Genomic DNA, 26,532 nt, shown 5'->3' with positions numbered 1-26,532 from the left:
GGAGACACTCTGTGAGCGAACTCATTCGCGTACCTGACATCGGCAGCGGTGAAGGTGAAGTAATTGAACTGTTTGTGAAGGTCGGCGACCGTATCGAAGCCGAACAGAGCATCCTGACGCTGGAATCGGACAAGGCGAGCATGGAAGTCCCTGCTCCCAAGGCCGGCATCGTCAAAAGCCTGAAAGTGAAGCTGGGCGATCGCCTGAAAGAAGGCGACGAACTGCTGGAACTGGAAGTCGAAGGTGCCGCTGATGCGGCCCCTGCGGCTGCGGCTGCACCGGCTGCCAAAGCTGAAGAGAAACCGGCTGCCGCTCCTGCCCCCGCTGCTCCAGCACCGGCCGCCGCGCCTGCTGCCGCTTCGGTTCAGCAAGTGCACGTGCCGGATATCGGTTCGGCGGGCAAGGCCCAGATCATCGAGATCCAGGTCAAGGTCGGCGACACCGTCGAGGCTGATCAGTCGCTGATCACCCTGGAATCCGACAAGGCGAGCATGGAAATCCCATCGCCTGCCGCTGGCGTGGTCAAGGCCATCAGCGTCAAGCTCAACGACGAAGTCGGCACCGGCGACCTGATCCTGGACCTGGAAGTGGCGGGTGCTGCGGCCCCTGCTGCGGCCGCGCCAGCTCAAGCCGCTGCGCCTGCTGCTGCTCCGGCACCTGCCGCTGCAGCCCCGGCTGCACCGGTTGCCGACAGTATTCAAGACATTCATGTCCCGGACATCGGTTCGGCGGGCAAGGCCAAGATCATCGAAGTGCTGGTCAAGGCAGGCGACACCGTCACTGCCGACCAGTCGCTGATCACCCTGGAATCCGACAAGGCGAGCATGGAAATTCCATCGCCTGCCGCCGGCGTGGTGGAAAGCGTTTCCATCAAGCTGGATGACGAAGTCGGTACCGGCGACCTGATCCTGAAGCTGAAAGTCAAAGGCGCTGCCCCGGCCGCTGCTCCAGCTCCAGCCGCTGCTGCACCGAGCGCTCCTGCTCCGGCCGCCGCGGCGCCTGCTGCTCCGGCACCTGCCGCACCTGCCGCTGCACCGGCCAAGCCGGGCGCCAAGGTTCACGCTGGCCCGGCTGTACGCCAACTGGCTCGCGAGTTCGGCGTCGAGCTGAACGCCGTCGGCGCCAGTGGCCCGCACGGTCGCATCCTGAAAGAAGACGTGCAGGTTTACGTCAAAGCCATGATGCAGAAGGCCAAGGAAGCACCGGCCGCCGCAGCTGGCGTAACCGGCGGCGCCGGCATTCCGCCGATTCCGGTCGTGGACTTCAGCCGCTTCGGTGAAACCGAAGAAGTGCCGATGACTCGCCTGATGCAGATCGGCGCGTCGAGCCTGCATCGCAGCTGGCTGAACATTCCGCACGTGACTCAGTTCGATTCGGCTGATATCACCGACCTGGAAGCGTTCCGTGTTGCTCAGAAAGCCGTTGCAGAGAAGGCCGGCGTCAAGCTGACCATCCTGCCGCTGCTGCTCAAGTCCTGCGCGCATCTGCTCAAGGAACTGCCGGACTTCAACAGTTCGCTGGCACCAAGCGGCAAGGCGATCATTCGCAAGAAGTACGTGAACATCGGCTTCGCCGTCGACACCCCTGAAGGCCTGCTGGTACCGGTCATCAAGAACGTCGACCAGAAGAGCCTGTTGCAACTGGCAGCCGAAGCCGCTGCGCTGGCCGCCAAGGCCCGCGACAAGAAGCTCACCGCTGACGACATGCAAGGCGCCTGCTTCACCATTTCCAGCCTCGGCCACATTGGCGGCACCGGCTTCACGCCGATCGTCAACGCGCCGGAAGTGGCGATCCTCGGTGTTTCCAAGGCAACCATCCAGCCAGTCTGGGATGGCAAAGCCTTCCAGCCGAAACTGATGCTGCCGCTGTCGCTGTCCTACGATCACCGCGTGATCAACGGCGCCGCTGCTGCACGCTTCACCCAGCGTCTGAGCAGCCTGCTGGCGGACATCCGCACCATCTTGCTGTAACACCGGCCGGCCCTCCTTCACCGGAGGGCCTGTCGCGTTCCTCGTTTTCCGAGCGCCACGCTCGTACCTCAACCCCGCCAATTTGGCGGGGCTTTTTTTGCCTTGAATAAAGTAATTTCCTACAGTCGTGGCTTACATCACCCACAACTCACGGCGACTTTCGCTCGATATTTTTTGCTATTTAATAACTAGGCTTAGTTCAACAGAGTTTTCTTATACGCACTGAAAACATCATTGCTTAGTTAGCGTTATTTCGAACGGATTCGAACATGTTTAAACCGACTGCCGGCCCTATTGTTGGCCACACTACAACTAACCACGTACGTATTTTCCTGCGCGGCGAACTTCAAGAAAATTCATTGGTATTTGCCGGCGTTCGTTATCGGCACATTGGAGAAGAGCGTTGGTCGCAAGGCGTCTTTACCAAACTGTCTATCTTGCGTGACATGTCCGATGTGATTGCACTGAAAAACCTCGCCACCGACACCGTGTACGAATACCAGGCCGGATGGTTCAGTCCCATGAGCCCGGTGCATACCGTGGAAACCGTCCAGGAACTGCCGCTGCAATGGCCACGAGAGACTTATCGCTTTCGCACCCGGTCCAGCAAAGCCGGCATTGCGCGAGCGTACATTGTTGGCTCATGCCGCTATCTGCGCCTGACTGCGGGTGTGGTCATCGCGCCCCAGGCCGGCGACCGGATTTTTGCCGCGATCACCGAACTCGCGCAGCGGGCGGAACCACCCATCAGCGCGATGCTGATGACGGGCGATCAAATCTACGTGGATGACTTGAACGTCATTGCGCCCGATCGGGAATACAAGGAAATACTCAGCAAGTATCGCGCGGCCTTTTCTCAGCCGAATATCACCAGATTAATGTCCAATATTTCGACTTATATGATCCTCGACGACCATGAAATAGAAGACAACTGGCCTGTCAACGAGAGCAAGGCCGATGCTTATTTATATAAGAACGCCATGGCAGCCTATGAGATATATCAGGCCAGCCACAGCCCGGCGCATGCCTTATTAGCCAATGGCCAATTAAGCCCAAAGCTTGAACGGTATTGGTATCAGTTCGCCGAGGGCGATATTGAATGGTTTGTCACCGACAGCCGGACCTGTCGCAATCTGTCGCCCGATGATCGACGCATCCTCGACGAAGATCAGGAACAGGCGCTGAGTAGATGGCTGATCCACAGCCCGGCCCAGGTCAAGTTCGTGGTCACCAGCGTGATGTTCTACCCCGACCGCAAACTCAACGGGGATGACGCCTGGAAAGCCTTCCCGGAACAACGCCTACGGCTGCTGGAGACGATTCGTACGCATCGCATCAAGAATGTCATCTTCGTTTCCGGCGATGTCCACGGCTCTCTGACCAGCCGACTGACCCACAGCGAGGATCCGGACTTCGAAGTACACACCATCGTGTCGTCACCCCTGTGCAACAGCAAACTGCTGCCGTATGCCTCCGCATCAACCTTCATTCTCGATCAGGCACTGGCACGAACCGCTGCGGGAGACTATCGACATGAATTGACCAGCGAGGTGGTCAGCGAAGACAACTTCGCCCATCTGGTGGTGGATCGGGAGCAGATTCAGGTCAATTACCACGACCGCAATGGAAAGCGCCTGCAATCGATCAGCATCCCGTTGCGCTAAGGCACTGAGGCCAAATGCATTAGTTTTCGGCTCTTGCTGGAGAAATCTTCGCCCCTGCCGACATATTCTTATAGCACTTGGCCTTCATGTCTCTTGTCAGTCAGTGTCGCAATGATGCAACCTTGCCGCAGGCAACAGTAAAGAGGGCGAGAGCCCGGCGCGATCAGCACATTCGAAGCGAGTTTCCCTCAATGAAAAGCCAACCCGATGCCGCCAGCCGTATGGTGGCCGAGGTAGTGACGCAATTGCCTGTGCCCTCGCGGCTCGGCATGCTGCGTTTCGAACGGCTGAATGAAGCTAGCTGGGCACTGCTGTTTCTCGATCCCAATTGCGAACGACAGTTTGGTCTGCCGGCCGTGGAGCTTTGTGCCCTGGTCGACTCACCTTACGCCAGCCTGATGGAGCCCGAAGCGCGCTATCAGCTGCACGACGCGATTCAGCAGCAACTCAGCGACGGCCCGCATTACCTGATCCGCTACAAGCTGCACACCGCCAAGGGCTCCCTGAGCCTGCTCGAGCTCGGCGAAGCCTACCGCCAACACAATCGACACCTGCTGCGCGGCTACCTGATGGTCGTGGACGGCTTGTTCGAGGGTGAACCGCTGCTGCCGTCACTGGACCTGGAAACGCAGAACTCGCGCCTGCAAATCGCCTTGGAGCTCAATCAGCGCGCCCAGCTGGAACAACTGCAGCACCTGGACCGGGTGCGCGCCCAGCAAGACTTGATTCTGCTGCTGACCCGCCAGCGCTACAGCACCAACAATTCCCTGCAAGAAGCCGCCGAACTGATCACCCGTAGCGCGTGCGATATCTACGAAATCGATTGCGCCAGCCTGTGGAACCTCGAAGGCTCGCTGCTGGTGCCGATCTCGGCCTATCACCGCGCCTCCGGGGATTACCAACTGCCGGACCCGATCGACGTCAGCGGCTTCCCCGATTACCTCGACGCCTTGCACAGCAGCCGCGCCATCGACGCCCACAACGCCATGCGCGACCCACGCACCCGGGAAATGGCCGAGAGCCTGCGCCCGCGCGATGTGAACGCGATGCTCGACGCCAGTATTCGTGTCGACGGCCAGGTGGTCGGCGTGCTGTGCCTGGAACAGACCGGCGCGACTCGCGCCTGGCAGTCGGATGAAATCGCCTTCGCTGGCGAGTTGGCCGATCAGTTCGCTCAGGTCATCAACAATCACAACCGCCGCACCGCCACCAGTGCCCTGCATTTGTTCCAGCGTGCGGTCGAGCAAAGCGCCAACGCCTTTTTGCTGGTCAATTGCGATGGCGTGGTGGAATACGTCAACCCGAGCTTCACGGCGATCACCCAGTACACCACCGAAGAAGTCCACGGCCAGCGCCTGTCGGAACTGCCGGCACTGGAAAACCTCAGCGAGCTGCTGTTCGACGCGCCCTCGGCGCTGGCCAAGAGCAACAGTTGGCAGGGCGAGTTCAAGAGCCGCCGTAAAAACCTCGAACCCTACTGGGGCCAGTTGTCGATTTCCAAGGTCTACGGCGACAACCGTGAGCTGACGCATTACATCGGCATCTACGAAGACATCACCCAGACCAAGCTCGCCCAGCAGCGCATCGAGCGCCTGGCCTACACCGACAACCTGACCAACCTCGGCAACCGCCCGGCGTTCATCCGTAACCTCGACGAACGCTTCGCCCGAGACAGCGATACGCCGATCAGCCTGTTGCTGGTGGACATCGACAACTTCAAGCGCATCAACGACAGCCTCGGCCACCAGACCGGCGACAAACTGCTGATCAGCCTGGCCCGGCGCCTGCGCAACAGCCTGAGCCCGAGCGGCAGCCTGGCGCGGTTCGCCAGTAACGAATTCGCCGTGTTGCTGGACAACACCGACCTCGCAATGGGCCAGCACGTCGCCAACCAATTGCTGGCGACCCTCGACAAGCCAATGTTCGTCGACAACCAGTTGATCAGCGTCACCGGCTCCGTCGGCCTGGCCTGCGCGCCGCTGCACGGTCGCGATCCACAGACCCTGATGCGCAACGCCGGCCTGGCGCTGCACAAGGCCAAGGCCAACGGCAAACACCAGGTCCAGGTGTTCACCGAAGCGCTGAACGCCGAGGCCAGCTACAAGCTGTTCGTCGAGAACAACCTGCGCCGCGCCCTGACCCAGAACGAGCTGGACGTGTTCTACCAACCCAAGCTGTGCCTGCGCAGCGGTCGCCTGCTGGGCATGGAAGCGCTGCTGCGCTGGAACCATCCGGAAAAAGGCATGATCCGCCCGGACCAGTTCATCAGCGTTGCCGAAGAAACCGGCTTGATCATCCCCATCGGCAAATGGATCGCCCGCCAGGCCTGCCGCATGAGCAAAGACCTGACCGCCGCCGGCCTGGGCAATCTTCAAGTGGCGATCAACTTGTCGCCCAAGCAGTTCTCCGACCCGGACCTGGTGGCCTCCATCGCCAACATCCTCAAGGAAGAAGCGCTGCCGGGGAACCTGCTGGAGCTGGAGCTGACCGAAGGCCTGTTGCTGGAAGCCACCGAAGACACCCACTTGCAGCTCGACCAGCTCAAGCGCCTGGGCCTGACCCTGGCCATGGACGACTTCGGCACCGGTTATTCGTCGCTCAGTTACCTGAAAAAATTCCCGATCGACATCATCAAGATCGATCGCAGCTTCATCCACGAAATCCCGGACAACCAGGACGACATGGAAATCACCTCCGCAGTGATCGCCATGGCCCACAACCTGAAACTCAAGGTCGTGGCGGAAGGCATCGAGACGGCCGAGCAATTGGCGTTCCTGCGTCGTCACCGCTGCGACGTCGGCCAGGGTTACCTGTTCGACCGGCCAATCCCCGGCGCCGAGCTGATCGAAAAGCTCAAGCGCTACCCGCGCGGCCCGCTCATCTGAGCACACCGCAAAATCCCCTGTGAAACACCCGCAATCCCTGTGGCGAGGGGGCTTGCCCCCGTTTGAGTGCGCAGCACTCACAAAATCTTTGGTACCTCAGAGATTTTGGGGCAGCTTCGCCGCCCAACGGGGGCAAGCCCCCTCGCCACAGGTTCGCTCCCACAGGGGTAGTGCGTAACCGGCCGGCATTGGGCAAACTGCGTGTCTGACAATTCACATTCAACCTGACTGAGGGGACTGATGATGGTCTTGCGCTCGGAAATACTGGTGAACAAAAACGTGCTCCCTACCAAAGAACAAGCTCTGCCTGGCCGCGAAACCCCAATGAACCTGCCGGAAAAACACTTCGTCCACGACGCCCCGCTGCTGGGCCCGTTCGCGATGGACGTGGATTTCGCGATCTTCGGCCTGGGCTGCTTCTGGGGCGCGGAACGCAAGTTCTGGCAACGTGAAGGCGTGGTCAGCACGGTAGTGGGTTACGCCGGCGGTTTTACGCCGAACCCGACGTACGAAGAAGTCTGCTCGGGCCTGACCGGCCACAGCGAAGTGGTGCTGGTGGTCTACGAGCCGGCAAAAGTCAGCTACGAAGAGCTGCTGAAAATGTTCTGGGAATTGCACAACCCGACCCAAGGCATGCGCCAGGGCAACGACATCGGCACGCAGTATCGCTCGGTGATCTATGCGACCAACCCGACTCAACTGGACGCCGCCAGGCACAGCAAGGACGTGTTCCAGGCCGAGTTGACCAAGGCCGGGAAAGGCGAAATCACCACTGAAATCGACGAAGCGCCGACGGTCTACTTCGCCGAGGCGTATCACCAGCAGTACCTGGCGAAGAACCCTGAAGGGTATTGCGGGATTGGCGGCACGGGCGTGACCTGCCCGATCTGATCTTTCAGGCCCTAAAAGCATCGCGGGCAAGCCCGCTCCCACAGGATCCATGTCTCACCACACTCTTGTGATCGACATGAAACCCTGTGGGAGCGGGCTTGCCCGCGAAGGCGTCCGATCAGACGCCATCAATCCATCTGATCAGCCATCAACTCTCAGCGATCAACCAATCCATCTGCCACCCACCTTGGGTCTGCCCAAGCTTCTTCGACAACCACGGCAGCAACTCACGCAATTCCTCTTCCAGCCCCCACGGCGGATTCGCAATCGCCAACCCAGAACCGTTCAGACTGTTCGGCGTATCCAGCGGATGCACCAGCAACTCCACGCGCAACAACTTCGGCGCGCCCGTCCCGGCCAGATCCTGATAAAACCGCCGCAACATGCGCTGGTCCTTCACCGGATACCAGATCGCCGCCACGGTTTGGCGCATCCGGCCAATCGCCTCTTTCAACGACGCCGCACACCGCTGCATTTCATCGAGCTGTTCAAACGGCGGATCAATCAACATTACCGCCCGCTTCTCCTGCACCGGCAACATCGCACGCGGCACATGCCAGCCTTCGCCCAGATGCACCTTCACCCGACGGTCGCCGGCCATGTTGTCCTTGAGCAACACGCCGTCTTCCGGGTGCTTCTCGTTAAGCATCACCCGATCCTGCGGCCGCGTCAGACGCCGCGCCAACTCAGGCGATCCCGGGTAATAGCGCAACTGGCCATCCGGGTTCATGTCATGCAGCACCTTCATGTAATCGGCAGTCAGCGCCGGCAGATCCGGCTGATCCCACAACCGCGCAATACCTTCCAGGTACTCACCGGTACGGCTCGCCTGATCACCCTGCAAGTCATACAGACCAATGCCGGCGTGAGTGTCGAGATAGGCAAACGGCTGCTCCTTGCGCGACATCAGGGCGATGAGGCGGGTCAAGGTCAGGTGTTTGAACACATCGGCGTGATTGCCGGCATGGAAGGCGTGACGATAATTCATGATTGCTCCTGCGAAGGCCGGGAAGTTTACCTTGTACCGAGGCGAACGTCAGGGGTTCGCGGCTAAGCGGCCGGTCGCAACAGCCACAATCTCCGCCGGACACAAAACCTGTGGCGAGGGGGCTTGCCCCCGTTGGGCTGCGAAGCAGCCCCAAAACATCCCAGCCACCCACAAACCCTGTGGCGAGGGAGCTTGCTCCCGCTGGGCTGCGAAGCAGCCCCAAACCCAGCACCGCAGATTTGTCAGACACACCACAGCGCGTGGTTTGGCGACTGCTACGCAGCCGAACGGGAGCAAGCTCCCTCGCCACAAAAGCCATCCAGCCCTTAGTCCGTAGGCCGAGCCTTCAACCGCCGTCCAACCACATCCAATACATCACACCCATCCCGCAACGGAATGGCACACAGCAACGCAAAATCACTAAGAATGAACGACTCACACTCAACCGAACCGCGCATCGACATGTTCTCAAGCACCTGCGTCACCGCGCGAATTCGATAGCTGGCAGCGTCATATAAAACATCGAGCGGCGCGTGGGTATCGACGAACAGCGTGGGCATGTCGGTGCAGTTGCTGGTGAGGGCCATGAAGCGGTTTTTGGGGTGGGGGATTGGTTTTTCGTAGGGGGATCTGGCGTTAGCGTTGTCATTTGTAAATTCCATGAGTATGAAAATTAGCTGCCAAACACCCCCTCCTACAGGTTTGGGTGGCAGCCATGCGCAGGAGTAGGAGTACCGAGCACTCATGAACCTCGGTCACGCCGAAGCGTGTCCCGCACACAGCCGCCGCGAACGATCATATGGACACGAGTTAAGTGCCGCAATCAAACGACAGAGCTGTTGCATCATGAGAGAGGGCTCCTACACCCTGCCACCACTTGCGCGGTGACAGCCAAAGACTATCCCTGCAACCCATCGCCCACCAGTTCATGGAAGCCGTCACAACTTGAAGGAAACTTCCGATGAGTTTGCCCGGAAATTTCGTAGTAGTTACGAGGTCTTTAAACAACACTTAAACATTCCGTAGTGCTGGCAATTGGCATTGCGAATACCGACGCGGAGGACTCCAGACTGACAGGTGCCACCTTCTCTATCACCAACTGGCCCGATCTTCAAAGCTCGCTAAAAGAACATCTTCCTTCCAGACCTCCTGAGCCAACGTATAGACATCTTGAAGAAATCCACGGGGATCCGCCAATGCATACCACTCACCACGCGGCCAACTCCCTGCATCTTCTTCATCTATATCAAACAAACTCTGAAAGTCATAAGACGCATCGTTTAGCTTTTCCGCTAGAAAATCCATCAGCACGAGCTTATGTCTATAGGACAGACAACCTAGATTCAAGCTGTATCTTTTGATCAGTTCCGTTCTGTCAATGCGATCATTAGGGTTAAACACTTCCAGCTCCGCACCTCGAGTTTCCTCGCGATCATAAACATCAAAGACGCCAATAAACCACATCAAATCGGGTTGAAATTCTTCATTTAAAAATGGATCTCGCAGCATCATTTTCTCCCCGAAGGATAAGCATTAAAAGGCCGCAGCACATTATCCTTATCAAGCTTGAAAAAGATGGCGGATTTATTCTTCTAATTCCTCAATGACACTTTCCAACAGTGTATCCGCTCGCTACCACTGTCAAAACAATGTTGCATTCGCGAGCACAAGTGAAGCAGTAGTTAAACCACAAAGGAGACGGATATATTTGTTGCTCTATAACAACACCTTCGAAGCTGGCAGCAAAAAATCAGCAAAAATAAATCCGTCCCCTTTGGCACTTTGGCAGTCCCCTTTGGCAAAAAAATCTGTTCAGCCATCAGACTTTTTCCTTCTGCAGGAATTAATTATTGCCACTTCCTTGGTTTTGATACCGCTCCAAACAATTAATGAGAACGGTCATAAACCGCCTTTGATCTTTAACTTCATCATCAAAATAAGTGTCCATTTTTGAAAAAATCTCATCAAAACTATTACCTACGTCTAAAAAATAAGACAAGGTTTCGATTAATAAAATTCGCTCCTGCTCACTATAAATAAAAAATTCCGGACGTAGCAAAACGTCAAAAAGTTCGGCAAGCTCTTTGTCATCATTCACATTTTTCGAAACAATAATCTCCTCCCGCTCCAAATCATGAGTATTTTCAATATCAAAAACAAAAAGCAGACCTCGTATACTCCACAGTGTGTAGGGCCTATTCATCAGTCAAATTCCGTATATGAAGTTTTAGCTTTACCATTTTTGTCCAGTATGACGATCGCTCTAGTCTGCTCACCATACTGCAACCCCTCCCTTTTAAATCCTTCACCTATTTTTTTACCCATTTCAATTGGTTGTCGTGAAGCATCTAAACCGCTCTGCCTAAAAATTAACTCCGCACGTTGTATTGCATTAAATTGATCACGATGACTCAGAAAACGCGTCGCGGCCGAAGGAATGACAGGTTCGCCTTTTTTCTTTCCTTTCTCGTACCTTTCTATTTCGCCTGTCGTTGGATTTTTGCCTTCCTTCATTCGATCAAGCTGGGATTGCAGGGTTGTTTGTGCACCATGTTTCTGCTGGAAGTGGGCACCATCAATCGATTCTTCCATTTCCTTTAAGCGCCTATAAAAAACTGACTCTGATAACCAATCAATTCTTGCCCGCCGCTCCTCACCTGTCAGCTTCGGTAGCTGCGCCTCACCCTCATCAACCCTAACGCCTGTCGTATCATCCGGCGCCTTACACCCAGTCTTACCCGACTGCGGACAATTCCCGCTCAACCCCAACGGATCAACCCACCCCGTCGGATTCGGCGTGTACTGATACTGGTTCAGCCCACCCGCCAACTTCACCGGGTCCGGCGTCAGATACCGTCCAACCTCTGGATCATAGTACCGATGCCGGTTGTAATGCAGACCACTCTCGGCATCAAAATACTGCCCCTGAAACCGCAACGGCTGTTCAAGTTGCTCGCCCCCGCCGAACGTCTGGCGAGTGACTTTGCCGTAGGCGTTGTACTTCGCTGACCAGACGATCTCGCCACCAAAATCGGTCAGTTCCTGCGGTGTGCCGAGGTGGTCGAGTTGGTAGTAGAACGGGCAGGCCTTGCGCGGGCCTTTGCCGTCGAGCATCGCCAGCGGGCGGAAGCTGCCGGGTTCGTAGACGTAGCTGCGGTAGTGTTCGCGGCTGCTTTCGGCGATGAGGTTGTCGCCTTGCCAGAAGAACTCGGTGGTTTTGCCGTCGACGGTTTTGGCGATACGGCGGCCGAAGGCGTCGTAGCGGTAACTGGCGGTGCGACCGTCCGGGGTGGTGACGCCGACCAATCGGTGCTGGCAGTCGTAGCGGTATTCGGTGACGAGTTTTTGCGCGGTGCCGCGACGTTCACGAACCAGGTTGCCGAAGGCGTCGTAGTCGTAATGGCGGTCGCCCTGCATCAGCAGGCGATTGCCTTTAACGGTCGCCAAGCCAGGCCGATCCTGCATCAGCAGGTTACCGGCCGGGTCGTGGGCGAAGCTTTCCGCCGGGTCGTCGCGGGTGTGACGGACGCGGGTCAGGCGGTTGAGCGGGTCGTATTGGTAGTTGCGCTGGCCGTGACGGGTGTCGGCGATGCTGTCGAGATTGCCGTTGGCGCTGTAGGCATAGTCGCGGCGATAGAGCGGTTGTTGCTGTTGGCTGACAGCGTGGGCCTTCAAGCGGCCTTGATCGTCGTAGGCATATTCGCTGAGCAGTTGGCCTTGCTGGCGTTGCTGCTCGCGACCAAACGCAAATTGGTGGCTGGAAAGCCTTGCGCCGTTGAGGTCGATGGCGGTGAGCGCGCCGCCCTTGGCATGGTGGTAATCGAGTTTGCTGCCGTCCGGCAGACGCAGGCGGTTGAGTTGGCCGCAGGCGTCGTAGCCATAACGCAGCGTGCCCCAACCCTGATGCTCGGTGATCAGGCGATCCTGTTGGTCGTACTCGAATTCCAGCGGATGGTCGTGGCCATCATCGACGCCAATCAGTCGGCCGAGGCTGTCATAGCGGTATTCGACCTTGAGCCCGTCGGGCAGCGTTTTGACCAGCAACCGTCCTGCCGAGTCTCGTTCATAGGCGGTGACGAGCTGCGAACCATCGTCGCCAAACTCGATTTTCTCCAGCAAATGGCCGTTGAGGTCGTAGGCATACGCCGTGCGTTGGCCGTCGAAGCCGGTTTCCTGTCGGATCAATCCGCCGGGGGTGTAGGCCAACTGATATTTTTCGCCGGATTCGTTTTCGATTTCCGTGAGCAACAGCTGCGCGTTGTCGTAGCGATACTTCAGCTGGGTGCCGTCGGCATTGAGCCGGCGGCTGACCAGGTGAAGGTCGTCGAGGTATTCGTAGCGGGTGACGCGGCCGAGTTCGTCGCGTTCGGCGGTGATTTTTCCGTAGGCGTTGTAGCTGTAAACGCGACTGGCACCGGTAGGAAGAATCGTCTGGATCAGTCGGCCAACAGCGTCCCATAGCGACTTCGTGACCGCGCCGTTTTCGTCCTGACGGGTAATCTGCCGCCCGAGCGCATCGTAGGAAAACCGCCGTACGCCACCGTCCGGCAGCGTCTCTTCGACCAGTTGCCCCAAGCCATTCCAGACGAACACATGCCGGCTGGTGTCCGGGTAGCGGATCGACAGCAACTGACCTTTTTCGTCGTAGTGATAGTGGGTGACATGGCCATCGGGATCGGTCGCTTCGGTGACATCCCCCTGCGCATTGCGCTGATACTTCCACACCGCTTTGCCGCGATAGCGTGCGTGCAGGAAACCGTTGCGATACTCGTAGGCCGTTGGCTCATCTTCTGGCGGAATCAGCGCCACCAAGCGTCCGACTTCGTCGTAACGGTATTCGGTGACGGCGCCGAGCGGGTCCTGCTCGGCAATCAGCCGACCCTGGTCGTCGTAGGCCATGAGGTGTTCGCCGCCATCCAGTTCGACCTTGCGCACCAGCCGCGCCCGGTCGTCGTGGACGTAAACCTCTTCGCTGCCGTCGATGTTGTGGACGGTGACGCTGCCCTGGTCATCCCAGGTATACCGCGCGTCCATCTGCGCAAACGACGCCCGGTGGCGGATGCATCGGGCGGCCTTGCCGGACCTTTCCCACTCCCAGAAGAAACTCGCCCCACCGGCCAGTTGCCGCTGGAGAATGACGTGCTGATCGTCGTAGTCGTAGCGCTCGCTTTCATCGGCGGCGTTGGTGGCTTCGATGAGCCGACTGCGCTCGTCGTAGCGGTAACAGACCAGTGCTTGCTCGGTCTGCCAGGCTTCTTCGAGGGTTTGGGCGGGGGCAAAAACCTGGTAGTCGACGGCAACCAGATGGCTGCGTTCATAGCGCAACAGCAAGGCGCGGCCGGCACCGTTGTCGAGGCGCTGGATGCGGCCCTGGCGGTCGCGGGTGATGCGTAGACGGTTGTCGTATCCGTCGCTGATCGCTGTCAGAAAACCATTATGGAAATGGTAGAAACGTGCCTCGTCGCCGGCCTGGGCGAGGATCAGTTCTTCGGGTTCATTGCCGAGGTAAATCGCAGCGCGCGAGAGGCTGTTGTGGATTGCCGGGCGTGCGCTGCTCGGCAGCGGGAACGTGGTGCGTCGGTTTTCGTGGTCGATCCAGATGACCGTTTCGCCGTCGATTTCCAGCCGATGGGATAACGAATGACTCCAGCCAAATCCGAGGCCGACATCGATCTCGGCGGCGCTGGTGCGGTAGAGCCGGGTGAAGTCGAACGGCAGGATGCCGTCCAGCGAACCGTCGGTGAGGGTCAGCAGTTCTTCGCCGGTGACCATCGAGACCGGGCATTTGTTGGTGGCGGTTTTATCGACGGAATCGGCGCTGTCGCCGTTGGGGTTTTTCGCTTGATCCGGGGCGTTGTCGTGGTGTTCGTTTCGCTTGAGGGTGGTGTTGCGCTTGGCATCCCAGCGCAGTTGCATGCGACCTTTTTTGAGGCCTGCCGCAACGCCGCGCGCGGCCACTTTTTTGTAGCGGTCGACGTAGTTGATGAAGTTATTGATGATCGTGAAAATTGCTTTGACGAGGCGCAGAACAGCGCTGAGCAACTGCGCGGCCCGATCAGCCAGACGCATCGTCAAATAGGCAATGCCAGCCCCCGCCCCGGCAAAGGTCAGAACGATACCGATCAGGATGTCGATCAATAGCTGCACCACCACCGTCGAAACGGCTTCGGCGGTTTTACCGGCGATCTCGCTGGGCGGCAGCATGTCCAACCAGAGACTGGCGGAGCGCAACAGCAAACACAGCGCCGCTTCGTCGCTGGCCAGCAGCTGGGCTTTCTCCATGACCTTCGGTGCGGTGTTCGCGAGCCTTTTCAGCTCTAAGGCACTCTCGCCCAACCGCTCACCAAACTTTCCGGGGTCCTTGAGGATCTCTGAAAGCAGACTGATACCGTCCCACACGCCCTCGATAGCGGCCCAACTGCCCGCAAGCATTCCATTGCCTACAGCAACCGCAGACGATTCCGACCACTTCGGTTTAAACGTCTTCCACTCATCACGCAGCCACTTTTCCAGCTCCTTCGTCAGACCATCGTAGGAAGAGAACAGATCTTCAACTTGCTGCGGTGTGACTTCGTCGTGAACGTGAATGCGGTAGAACTTGCCCTCTTTCCCCTCGAAGGTCCCTTTGCCATTTTCGTCGAGCGTGACCTGCTTTATCTCTCCGCTCTCAGCCGCAATCACATCGACCTGAATATTCCCCACGGGAATGTCATAAACCGATTCGAACTTGCTCTCGATCTCCAGCTTTCCACCCTTCGGGCACTGCACGACGGTAGAGAGAAAATCGTCATCACCACTGCTCACAACGGTGCTGGTATTACCGAACCGAACGATCCGTTCCATCCCCATCAGCGAAGGTAAATCCGCCGCGTGACTGGCCTTGTCTGCCGCCAGGCTAAACCAATGCTTTAGCTGGTCACGGTAGAGGGAAAGGGTGTTCGGAAAACCGTCGAGCTCCTGCTCGATGCGCACAATCTGATCCATCAGTTCAGCTCCGCCATCAGGTAATCCGCCAAGTCTTGTTTCGGGGCTTGAGGCAGGTCCGGCGCCTGCAGAAAGATCGCGACTTTGTGCCGCAACACATGCTCAGAAAACGCTTCAAAAAGATCAGGACGGTCCTCGCTCAACCACTTCATCAAGTTGTTGATACGGGTTGTCGCGGACTCGGTGGCGAGGTCTTCGAGTAGCGACTCGGAAACTTCCCACCACGGAAAAACCCTGGAGGGTTTCAACGGCCTGCCACCGATATCGAGCGGTTGCCCATTGATCAAACAGCGGTCAAGCACCGGCATTAATTGCGTAGGGTTTACGTCGGCAGACTGAAGAATCGGCAACAGATAACTCCCATCCCAGAAGCGGAAAAACACCGCATTACCGTTGGGCAATAGCACTTGAGTTAGGCTGCGCAGATGCTCGACCAATGCATCTTGAGAGGCAGAAGAAACCGCCAGCCAACCCCAGTCGCGAGACTCGGTCGTGGCAACCCACTCCAGAAACTCACCCTCAGCCGAGACGATTCCGACGTAGGGCATGACCGGCTCCCACTCGGCGTAAGCGGTGTCGGCCCAGATCGGATTAGGCGGTTGAGCGGCGACTGACTGCCGCCACGCTTTGAACGGCTCAGCCGTGCTGGCATTGCTGAAGATCGCGAACAGTTGTTCCGACGGTTTCAGTGGCTGCCGTTCCAGCCATTCACGAGGTGACAAGCAATCAGGCTGCACAGACACCGTCCTTGCAGCGCTCGCATTCTTCGCAGAACGGCGCGTCGCTTTGCAGGCTCATGATCTGTGCGGCGCTTAGCAGCGCTGCGGGCGCGGCGACGAGTTTTAACGGCGTATTCGGCGAAACTGGGGCAGCGGCCATCGACGGCATCAGTGCGCCGCCGACCTGAATCGGCACGCTGCTGAAAATCCCGCCGGGACCGATGTTGATCCACTGCCCGCCCGCCTGAATCGTCGCGCTGGCGCCGCCATCGATGACCACTTGCTGACCCGCGCTGACGTGGAATTGCTGACTGGCATTCAGCGCCTGACTGTTCACGCGAATGTGCCGGTCACCCATCACCACCAGGTGATCGTCGAGCTTTACTTCGGTCTGGCGCTGGCCGTGGGTGATGCGTAGCTCGTCGGCCTTCAACTCATGCCGAGCGGTGCCGGTGACGACAATGCTGCGGGCGTTATCGACCTGCACCTGCTGATCGTTCAACACGTGCTGAGTCCAGTTTCGCTGGGCGCGCAGGTAGATTTCCTCGGCGCCTTTGCGATCCTCGATGCGCAATTCGTTGTAACCGCCGCCGCCCGGACTACTTTGGCTGCGGAAAATACTGCGGGTCTTGTCGGCGGGCAGATCCAGTGGCACCGGTGTTGCGGCGTTGGGCAGGCAACTCATTACCAGCGGTTTGTCGGCATCGGCGTCGATGAAACCCACCAGCACTTCCATGCCGACTCGCGGGATCAGCACGCTGCCGTAATGGTCGTGGGCCCAACCGGTAGCCACGCGCAGCCAGCAACTGGAATGTTCGTTGAGCTGACCGTCGCGGTCCCAGGCGAGCTGGACCTTTACCCGGCCGAACTCGTCGCAATGGATTTCGCTGTCGACCGGACCGGTGACCACGGCAGGTTGGTAGCCGAGCATGCGTGGCTTTTCCGGTCCCACCGGCGGGCGGAACGAAACGTCCCACGGTGTCGCCAGAAAAGTATTGCGATAACCCTGGAAATCATCCGGGTCATCACTGGTGGCCGACTCCTCCAGCACTTGCGGCTGTCGGCCGCGGTGTTCGATTTCAGTGATCAGCCACAGGTCGTTCCACGCCTGACGCGGGTGCTCGGCGAGGTGCAGGAAATGTCCGCTGACCAAGGCAGAATCGTCGCCACGACCTTCGGCCTGACGGAAGTCCGCGTTGTGGCGCTCCAAGGCTCGTTGCGTCAGTTGTTTGCCGTATTCGCGATCGGTGAAATGGCCGGGAAAGTGGTAATCCTCCAGCACCGGGCGCTGTTCGCTGTCGACACGGTTTTCAAGGGAAAGACGCGGTTTCTGGAAGTCGTAATCGCGACGGGTGACCGCTGTGGTGCGGGTCTCCAGGCGCACGTTGAAACGCTTGATGGCCGGCGCATCCGCCGCCATGCCGCTGCCCGGAAGGTACAGCGTCGACTCGGGCAAACGCGGGAACACTGTTTGATCATCACCGAACACCAGCAGATGCCCGTCGGGGGTGTGCTGGAAGTGGTAGTGAATGCCGACCTCGGCGCACAGGCGCTGGATAAATGCGAGGTCGCTTTCGGCGTACTGCACGCAGTACTCGCGAGGCGCGTAGTCGCTGCCGAGTTGGAATTCGAACGCATCGCGCTGGATGCCATGGTCCTTGAGGACCTGCGCGATGATCGCCGGCACGCTTTTGTGCTGGAAGATCCGCTGGTTGATGCGCTGACCGAGGTAGGCCAATCGCGGTACGAGACTGATTTGATAGCCGGTCAGACGTTTCCCGGAGTCGCTTTGACCGACGCGAAAGATCTGACCGTGTATGCCGGAGCCTTGTACATCGAAACTCAGAAACGCCTGACGATGCAGCAGGCTTTCAAGCTCGATGTCTGGCCGTTCGCTGACCAGTTCCAGGTCAAAGCGGTAGGGTTGGCTGATGGCTTCCGTGCCCGTGAACTCAAGCACCTTGAGCTCATTCTGGACGCCGTCGATCGTCAACGTGAAACGCGGTTGATTGGCAGGAGCGAACATCCGATGTGTCTCTGCAGAATGAAGGCGGGCGATTCTGCATGAGCAACAAGGGGTGTTGAGGGAGGGACAGGAAAATCAGATTTGCCCTACTTTTTTAGAGATTTTTCCTTCGAAAATAGGTGCGTTTGGCTACAGACATTTCCCTCAAGACCACCCCTACCCCCTGTGGGAGCGAGCCTGCTCGCGATTGCGGTTGTTCATTCAACATTGATGTCGACTGACACACCGCAATCGCGAGCAGGCTCGCTCCCACAGGGGATCTGCGCCACGCCCTCCACAATCGGAAGACTTAAAAACGGCCCGCCTCCAAATGGAAGCGGGCCGTTTTCATGTTCGGCGAAAGGTCAGAGCATCAGCTCATCCCGATCACTTGTTCAGGCGGAAATCAGCCTCGGCAGCGGCGAAGCGCTGAAGCATGCCCTGAGTCGGGGCGCCCAGTTTGCTGACGATGTAGATCGCCAGGCTGGCGAAGATGAAACCAGGGATGATTTCGTACAGGCCCAGCAGCTCGAAGTGTTTCCACACGATCACGGTGATCGCGCCGACCAGGATGCCGGCCAGTGCGCCGTTGCGGGTCATGTCTTTCCAGATCACGGAGATCAGGACAACCGGACCGAACGCAGCACCGAAACCTGCCCAGGCGTAGCTGACCAGACCCAGTACGCGGTTTTCCGGGTTAGCGGCCAACGCGATGGCGATCAGGGCAACCAGCAGCACCATGGCGCGGCCGACCCAGACCAGTTCAACCTGGGAAGCGGTTTTACGCAGGAAGGTTTTGTAGAAGTCTTCGGTCAGGGCGCTCGAGCACACCAACAGTTGGCAGCTCAGGGTGCTCATGACGGCAGCCAGAATGGCCGACAGCAGGACACCGGCAACCCAAGGGTTGAAGAGGATTTTGGCCAGTTCGATGAACACGCGCTCTGGGTTTTCGGTCACAGGACCAGCCAGTTCAGGGTGCGCCGAGAAGTACGCGATACCAAAGAAACCTACAGCGACGGTGCCGCCCAGGCACAGGATCATCCAGGCCATGGAGATGCGACGTGCTTTAGCGATCGACTTGACCGAATCCGCCGCCATGAAGCGCGCCAAGATGTGCGGCTGGCCGAAGTAGCCCAGGCCCCAACCCATCAGCGAGATGATGCCAATGAAGGTGGTGTTTTTCAGCATGTCGAAGTTGCTTGGATCTTGCGCTTCGATGGCCAGGAACGTGGTATCGACGCCGCCGGTGGCCAGCAGCACGATGATCGGCGTCAGCAACAGGGCGAAGATCATCAGCGTGGCTTGTACGGTGTCAGTCCAGCTCACTGCCAGGAAACCGCCGACGAAGGTGTAGGCAATCGTCGCCGCAGCACCGGCCCACAGCGCTGTCTCGTAGGACATGCCGAAGGTGCTTTCGAACAGACGGGCGCCGGCCACAATGCCGGAAGCGCAGTAGATGGTGAAGAACACCAGGATCACGACGGCAGAGATGATCCGCAGCAGACCGCTTTTGTCTTCAAAACGGCTGGAGAAGTAATCCGGCAGGGTCAATGCATCGCCGTTGTGCTCGGTCTGTACGCGCAGACGGCCGGCGACGAACAGCCAGTTCAGGTAAGCACCGATGATCAGGCCGATGGCGATCCAGCTTTCGGACAGACCGGACATGTAGATGGCGCCCGGCAGGCCCATCAACAACCAGCCGCTCATGTCGGAGGCGCCGGCGGACAATGCAGTCACGACGCTGCCCAGACTGCGACCGCCCAGAATGTAGTCAGAAAGGTTGTTGGTGGAGCGATAGGCCATGAAGCCGATCAGCACCATTGCTGCGATGTAGATCACGAACGTGATCAGAGTTGGATTGCTAACGCTCATTAAGTTTCGCCCTGGCTTTGTTTTTATGTAGCGGCGGCTGGTGAACCGCGCGCAAACGACGACGTTTGACAGACGATTTCAGGTCCCGCGCATTTATGACTGATGTTTCCCCAGGAAAGCCATCAGCCGGTACACCTGTTTTTTATGACCGGTTGCACCTTGGCCGCGAATGCTATTCAACAAAGCAAATAAGGTGCAACCCATTTTTCGAGAATAAGTTGCACCTAGTCGGATTTACCTGAAAAACCCCTGTTTTTGCTCCCTTTTAGGGCAGTTCTGACGGTTTACTAGAATGAAAAGCACCAAGCCGGCGCGGTACGTTCGTTCCGGAATTTATTTCCTGACGAGCTGCTTATTATTCCGACAAAAAAAGGGTTGCACCCGGTTGCACCTCAAAGGTTGCCCAGCTAATCTTGCGGCCAGCTGATGCCACGCGGTCGTGGCAAACATGAGGATAAAAATATGGCTACCACCACCCTTGGGGTCAAACTTGACGACCCGACCCGCGAGCGCCTCAAGGCGGCCGCGACCTCGATTGATCGCACGCCGCACTGGCTGATCAAGCAGGCAATTTTCAATTACCTGGAAAAACTCGAGGGTGGTGCAACCCTGACCGAGCTGAGCGGTTTGACCAAGGATTCCGACGAAGCCGTCGATGCGCCCTTGGATCACGCCCACCAGTGCTTCCTCGAGTTCGCCGAAAGCATCCTGCCGCAATCGGTACTGCGCGCCTCGATCACCGCCGCCTACCGTCGCCCGGAACCTGAAGTGGTGCCGATGCTGATCGAACAGGCGCGCCTGCCGGCGGCGATGGCCGAAGCCACCAACAAGCTCGCCTCCTCGATTGCCGAGAAACTGCGCAATCAGAAAAGCGCCGGCGGCCGTGCCGGGATTGTTCAGGGTCTGTTGCAGGAATTTTCCCTGTCGTCCCAGGAAGGCGTAGCGCTGATGTGCCTCGCTGAAGCGCTGCTGCGCATCCCGGACAAAGGCACCCGCGATGCGCTGATCCGCGACAAGATCAGCACCGGCAACTGGCACCCGCACTTGGGCAACAGCCCGTCGCTGTTCGTCAACGCCGCAACCTGGGGCTTGTTGCTGACCGGCAAACTGGTCGCCACCCATAACGAAGCGGGCCTGACTTCTTCCTTGAGTCGCATCATCGGCAAGAGCGGCGAGCCGATGATCCGCAAGGGCGTCGACATGGCGATGCGCCTGATGGGCGAGCAGTTCGTCACCGGCGAAACCATCGCCGAAGCCCTGGCCAACGCCAGCAAGTTCGAAGCCAAGGGCTTCCGCTATTCCTACGACATGCTGGGTGAAGCTGCACTCACCGAGCACGACGCCCAGAAATACCTGGCCTCGTACGAACAAGCCATCCACTCGATCGGCAAAGCGTCCCACGGTCGTGGGATTTATGAAGGCCCGGGCATTTCCATCAAGCTCTCGGCACTGCACCCGCGTTACAGCCGCGCGCAGTACGAGCGTGTGATGGATGAGTTGTACCCGCGCCTGCTGTCGCTGACCTTGCTGGCCAAGCAGTACGACATCGGCTTGAACATCGACGCCGAAGAAGCCGACCGTCTCGAGCTGTCGCTGGATCTGCTGGAGCGCCTGTGCTTCGAGCCGCAATTGACCGGCTGGAACGGCATCGGTTTCGTGATCCAGGCTTACCAGAAGCGTTGCCCGTACGTGATCGACTACGTGATCGACCTGGCTCGCCGCAGCCGTCATCGCCTGATGATCCGCCTGGTGAAGGGCGCGTACTGGGACAGCGAAATCAAGCGCGCCCAGGTTGAAGGCCTGGAAGGCTATCCGGTCTACACCCGCAAGGTGTACACCGACGTTTCCTACATCGCCTGCGCCCGCAAATTGCTGTCGGTACCGGAAGTTATTTATCCGCAGTTCGCCACGCACAACGCCCACACCCTGTCGGCCATTTACCATATTGCCGGTCAGAACTATTACCCGGGTCAGTACGAGTTCCAGTGCCTGCACGGCATGGGTGAACCGCTGTACGAACAGGTTGTAGGCAAAGTTTCCGAAGGCAAGTTGAACCGTCCGTGCCGCGTGTACGCACCGGTCGGTACTCACGAAACCCTGTTGGCGTACCTGGTACGTCGTCTGCTGGAAAACGGCGCGAACACCTCGTTCGTCAACCGTATCGCCGACCAGTCTATTTCGATTCAGGAGCTGGTGGCCGATCCAGTGGCCAGCATCGAGCAGATGGCGACGCTGGAAGGCGGCTTCGGCCTGCCGCACCCGCGTATCCCGCTGCCGCGTGACCTGTATGGTGCCGAGCGCGCCAACTCCAGCGGCATCGACATGGCCAACGAACATCGTCTGGCTTCGCTGTCCTGTGCTTTGCTGGCCAGCGCTCACAACCACTGGAAAGCCGCGCCGATGCTCGGTTGCGCGTCCAGCTCCGAAACTCCTGCGCCAGTGCTCAACCCGTCCGATCTGCGTGACGTGGTTGGTCACGTACAGGAAGCGACCGTCGAAGACGTCGACAACGCGATCCAGTGCGCCCTGAACGCTGCACCGATCTGGCAGGCCACCCCGCCCGCCGAACGCGCTGCGATTCTGGAACGTGCCGCTGATTTGATGGAAGGCGAGATCCAGCCGCTGATGGGCCTGCTGGCTCGCGAAGCCGGCAAAACCTTCGCCAACGCCATCGCCGAAGTGCGTGAAGCCGTGGACTTCCTGCGTTATTACGCGGTGCAGGCGCGCAACGATTTCACCAACGACGCCCACCGCCCACTGGGTCCGGTGGTGTGCATCAGCCCGTGGAACTTCCCGCTGGCGATTTTCAGTGGTCAAGTCGCTGCTGCATTGGCCGCCGGTAACCCGGTACTGGCCAAGCCTGCGGAACAAACTCCGCTGGTCGCTGCTCAAGCCGTGCGTTTGATGATCGAAGCCGGTATTCCGGAAGGCGTGCTGCAACTGCTGCCGGGCCGTGGCGAAACCGTCGGCGCCCGTCTGGTCGGCGACGATCGGGTCAAAGGCGTGATGTTTACCGGTTCCACCGAAGTTGCTCGTCTGCTGCAACGCAACGTCGCGGGTCGCCTGGATGCACAGGGTCGTCCGATTCCGTTGATCGCCGAAACCGGCGGCCAGAACGCGATGATCGTCGACTCCTCGGCACTGACCGAACAGGTTGTGATCGACGTCGTATCGTCGGCCTTCGACAGCGCCGGTCAACGCTGCTCGGCACTGCGAGTGCTGTGCTTGCAGGAAGATTCCGCTGAACGTGTCATCGAAATGCTTAAGGGCGCGATGGCTGAATGCCGTCTCGGCAACCCTGAGCGCCTGTCCGTGGACATTGGCCCGGTGATCGACGCCGAAGCCAAGGCTGGCATCGAGAAGCACATCCAGGCCATGCGCGACAAAGGCCGCAATGTGTATCAGGTGGCGATTGCCAACAGCGAAGAAGTCAAACGCGGCACCTTCGTGATGCCAACGCTGATCGAACTGGAAAGCTTCGACGAACTGCAACGGGAAATCTTCGGTCCGGTGCTGCACGTGGTTCGCTACAAGCGCAAAGACATCGATCAGCTGATCGGTCAGATCAACGCTTCCGGCTATGGCCTGACGCTGGGTGTGCACACCCGGATCGACGAGACCATCGCCAAGGTGATCGACAACGTCAACGCCGGTAACGTCTATGTGAACCGCAACATCGTGGGTGCCGTGGTTGGTGTGCAGCCGTTCGGTGGTGAAGGCCTGTCGGGCACCGGCCCGAAAGCTGGTGGTCCGCTGTACCTCTACCGCCTGCTGTCGACGCGTCCTACCGATGCGATCGAACAATCCTTCGCTCGCGGCGACGCCGTCGTTGCTCCGGACGTTCGTCTGCGTGATGCCATGAGCAAACCGCTGACCGCCCTGAAGACCTGGGCCGACAGCAACAAGTTCGCTGACTTGAGCACCCTGTGTGGGCAGTTCGCGGCGCAATCGCAAAGCGGCATCACCCGTGTACTCGCTGGCCCGACTGGCGAGCGCAACAGCTACGCCATCCTGCCGCGTGAACACGTGCTGTGCCTGGCGGAAGTCGAAGGCGATCTGCTGACGCAACTGGCAGCGGTACTGGCCGTCGGCGGTTCGGCGGTGTGGCCGGAAGTTGAATTGACCAAGGCACTGTTCGCACGTCTGCCGAAGGAAATTCAGGCGAAGATCAAGCTGGTTTCCGACTGGGGCAAGGACGAAGTGGTGTTTGATGCGGTTCTGCATCATGGCCACTCCGACCAGTTGCGTGCGGTGTGCCAGCAAGTGGCCAAGCGTGCCGGGGCGATTGTCGGGGTTCATGGGTTGTCGCAGGGCGAGACCAGCATTGCGCTGGAGCGTCTGGTGATTGAGCGGGCATTGAGTGTTAACACCGCTGCGGCGGGTGGTAATGCCAGCTTGATGACGATCGGCTAAACAGCAACACGACCGGGTATCTACAACAGACGCCCGGTCAGCAATATCCCCTGTGGGAGCGAGCCTGCTCGCGATAGCGGTGTGTCATCCAATACATGAATCGGATGACACACCGCTATCGCGAGCAGGCTCGCTCCCACAGTTGTTTTAGGGTGTCTGCTAAGTTGTTGCGCGGCTCCACCATCACGCTCATCAATCATCCTGTTCAGCCTTTATTCCCACGCCTAGACTCGGTCCATTCCAAAAAAAGGTAGGCCGACATGTCCGAGACGTTGCTCAGTTCCCGCAATCTGGCTTTCGAGCTGTACGAAGTCCTCGATGCCGAGGGCCTGACCCAGCGTGAGCGTTTCGCCGAGCACAATCGCGAAACCTTCGATGCCGCCATCGGCACGGCCCGCAGCATCGCCGAGAAGTTCTTCGCGCCACACAACCGCAAGAATGACGAGAACGAGCCGCGCTACGAGAACGGTCAGGCGATTCTGATTCCGGAAGTGAAACCGGCGGTGGATGCGTTCCTCGAAGCCGGTTTCCTCAACGCGGCGCGCAGTTTCGACGCTGGTGGCATGCAACTTCCTACGCTGTTGTCCCAGGCCTGCTTCGCGCATTTCCAGTCAGCCAACGCGGCGTCGACCTCGTACCCGTTCCTGACCATGGGCGCGGCGAACCTGATTGAAAGCTTCGGCACCGATGAGCAGAAGCAGCGCTTCCTGCAACCGATGATCGACGGCCGCTTCTTCGGCACCATGGCCCTGACCGAACCGCACGCTGGCTCGTCGCTGTCGGATATTCGTACACGCGCCGAGCCTGCGTCTGACGGCACCTATCGGCTCAAGGGCAACAAGATTTTCATCTCCGGTGGCGATCACCCGCTCTCGGAGAACATCGTGCACATGGTCCTGGCGAAATTGCCGGACGCACCGGCCGGGGTGAAAGGGATTTCGCTGTTTATCGTGCCCAAGTTTCTGGTCAACGATGACGGTAGCCTTGGCAAGCGCAATGACGTGCTGCTGGCCGGGCTGTTCCACAAGATGGGCTGGCGCGGCACCACCTCCACCGCGCTGAATTTCGGCGACAACGGGGAGTGTGTCGGGTATCTGGTGGGCAAACCGCACCACGGTTTGAGCTACATGTTCCAGATGATGAACGAGGCGCGAATTGGTGTCGGCATGGGCGCGGTGATGCTCGGTTATGCCGGTTACCTGTATTCCCTGGAGTACGCCCGCGAGCGTCCGCAAGGCCGCGTGCCGGACAGCAAGGACCCGAACACCGCGCCGGTGGCGATCATTCAGCACGCCGACGTCAAACGCATGCTGCTGACACAAAAAGCCTATGTTGAAGGCTCGTTCGACCTTGGGTTGTACGCGGCGCGTCTGTTCGATGACACCACGACCCTGGAGACTGAAGACCAGCGCAAACAGGCTCATGAGCTATTGGATTTGCTGACGCCGATCGTCAAATCCTGGCCATCGGAGTTCTGCCTGAAGGCCAACGAACTGGCTATCCAGATTCTCGGCGGCCACGGTTACACACGCGAATATCCGGTGGAGCAGTACTACCGCGACAACCGTTTGAATCCGATCCACGAAGGCACCCACGGCATTCAGTCGCTGGACTTGCTGGGACGCAAACTGGCGCAGAACGGAGGTGCGGGGCTCAAACAATTGATTCGGCTGATCGCTGGCACGGGCGAACGGGCGCAAGCGTATGAGTCGTTGACCGCGTTGCGTGAGCCGCTGGAGAAACTGGTGGCGCACCTGCAAACGGTGACCATCGGTTTGCTGACAGACCTGGGCCAAGGCAAGGTCAACAGCAGCCTGGCAAACTCGGCGCTGTACCTGAAAGTGTTCGGGCATACGGTGATTGGCTGGCGCTGGCTGGAACAGGCGATTCGCGCCGAGGAAGGGTTGGCGAAAGGGGATGCGGCGGATGTGAGCTTCTATAAAGGCAAGCTGCAGGCGGCGCGGTATTTCCTGACGTGGGAAGTGCCGGGTTGTCATCATGAGCTGGCGATTCTTGAGGCTCGGGATGATGTGTGTCTAGGCATGCAGGATGAGTGGTTCTGATCAAAGCCTTGTGGTGAAGCTGACATCCAATCGCGGGCACCCGCTCCCACAAGGTTTTGCGGTGAACCCAGGATCGTG

13 protein-coding genes and 1 pseudogene are annotated in these 26,532 nt (G+C 58.7%); 6 read left to right on the top strand and 8 right to left on the bottom strand.

The genetic code is table 11. The features are described 5' to 3' along the window. The first annotated feature begins 11 nt into the window (after positions 1 to 11). The 4 genes from aceF to msrA all read left to right on the top strand — a co-directional run bounded on the left by aceF (position 12) and on the right by msrA (position 7,410). Positions 12 to 1,970, top strand: coding sequence for a dihydrolipoyllysine-residue acetyltransferase (gene aceF / locus DJ564_RS03345; RefSeq protein ID WP_109627651.1), 1,959 nt, complete (start codon positions 12 to 14; stop codon positions 1,968 to 1,970). A gap of 269 nt (positions 1,971 to 2,239) precedes the next feature. Beyond that, positions 2,240 to 3,634: an alkaline phosphatase D family protein gene (locus DJ564_RS03340; RefSeq protein ID WP_109627650.1), complete on the top strand. Its 1,395-nt coding sequence runs from the start codon at positions 2,240 to 2,242 to the stop codon at positions 3,632 to 3,634. A gap of 191 nt (positions 3,635 to 3,825) precedes the next feature. Then, positions 3,826 to 6,519, top strand: a complete 2,694-nt coding sequence (locus tag DJ564_RS03335; protein ID WP_109627649.1) for a bifunctional diguanylate cyclase/phosphodiesterase — start codon at positions 3,826 to 3,828, stop codon at positions 6,517 to 6,519. A gap of 243 nt (positions 6,520 to 6,762) precedes the next feature. Further along, a complete protein-coding gene (gene msrA, locus DJ564_RS03330) occupies positions 6,763 to 7,410 on the top strand; it encodes a peptide-methionine (S)-S-oxide reductase MsrA (protein WP_109635931.1) in 648 nt (215 codons plus the stop codon). 148 nt (positions 7,411 to 7,558) lie between these two features. On the opposite strand, the gene DJ564_RS03325 is transcribed toward msrA, so the two are convergent. The 8 genes and pseudogenes from DJ564_RS03325 to putP form a co-directional block, all read right to left on the bottom strand. Then, on the bottom strand, positions 7,559 to 8,398 hold the full coding sequence (locus tag DJ564_RS03325) for a 23S rRNA (adenine(2030)-N(6))-methyltransferase RlmJ (protein WP_109627648.1): 840 nt from the start codon (positions 8,396 to 8,398) through the stop codon (positions 7,559 to 7,561). A gap of 326 nt (positions 8,399 to 8,724) precedes the next feature. Next, positions 8,725 to 9,047: pseudogene (locus DJ564_RS03320) on the bottom strand (hypothetical protein). 443 nt (positions 9,048 to 9,490) lie between these two features. Further along, positions 9,491 to 9,907, bottom strand: coding sequence for a hypothetical protein (locus DJ564_RS03315; protein ID WP_256597466.1), 417 nt, complete (start codon positions 9,905 to 9,907; stop codon positions 9,491 to 9,493). Positions 9,908 to 10,241: 334 nt separating this feature from the next. Continuing rightward, positions 10,242 to 10,601, bottom strand: coding sequence for a hypothetical protein (locus DJ564_RS03310; RefSeq protein WP_109627645.1), 360 nt, complete (start codon positions 10,599 to 10,601; stop codon positions 10,242 to 10,244). Next, entirely contained in the window at positions 10,601 to 15,382 is a 4,782-nt protein-coding gene (locus tag DJ564_RS03305) for an RHS repeat-associated core domain-containing protein (protein WP_109627644.1), read from the bottom strand. Before DJ564_RS03305 ends, DJ564_RS03310 begins: the two co-directional genes overlap by 1 nt. Continuing rightward, positions 15,382 to 16,119, bottom strand: coding sequence for a DUF4123 domain-containing protein (locus tag DJ564_RS03300; RefSeq protein WP_109627643.1), 738 nt, complete (start codon positions 16,117 to 16,119; stop codon positions 15,382 to 15,384). Before DJ564_RS03300 ends, DJ564_RS03305 begins: the two co-directional genes overlap by 1 nt. Further along, on the bottom strand, positions 16,109 to 18,127 hold the full coding sequence (locus tag DJ564_RS03295) for a type VI secretion system tip protein VgrG (protein ID WP_109627642.1): 2,019 nt from the start codon (positions 18,125 to 18,127) through the stop codon (positions 16,109 to 16,111). The genes DJ564_RS03300 and DJ564_RS03295 overlap by 11 nt, the downstream gene beginning before the upstream one ends. Positions 18,128 to 18,493: 366 nt before the next feature. After that, positions 18,494 to 19,978, bottom strand: coding sequence for a sodium/proline symporter PutP (gene putP, locus DJ564_RS03285; RefSeq protein WP_010464334.1), 1,485 nt, complete (start codon positions 19,976 to 19,978; stop codon positions 18,494 to 18,496). 462 nt (positions 19,979 to 20,440) lie between these two features. Between putP and putA the strand changes: the two genes are divergently transcribed. Both putA and DJ564_RS03275 read left to right on the top strand, forming a co-directional pair. Further along, positions 20,441 to 24,391, top strand: a complete 3,951-nt coding sequence (gene putA, locus DJ564_RS03280) for a trifunctional transcriptional regulator/proline dehydrogenase/L-glutamate gamma-semialdehyde dehydrogenase (protein WP_109627640.1) — start codon at positions 20,441 to 20,443, stop codon at positions 24,389 to 24,391. A gap of 260 nt (positions 24,392 to 24,651) precedes the next feature. Next, positions 24,652 to 26,454: an acyl-CoA dehydrogenase gene (locus DJ564_RS03275; RefSeq protein WP_109627639.1), complete on the top strand. Its 1,803-nt coding sequence runs from the start codon at positions 24,652 to 24,654 to the stop codon at positions 26,452 to 26,454. The last annotated feature ends 78 nt before the right edge of the window (positions 26,455 to 26,532 follow it).

It is taken from the genome of Pseudomonas sp. 31-12 (assembly GCF_003151075.1).
GTDB lineage: Bacteria > Pseudomonadota > Gammaproteobacteria > Pseudomonadales > Pseudomonadaceae > Aquipseudomonas.
Note: the sequence above shows the minus strand (reverse complement) of the source record. Positions and strands in the feature narration are given on the sequence as shown.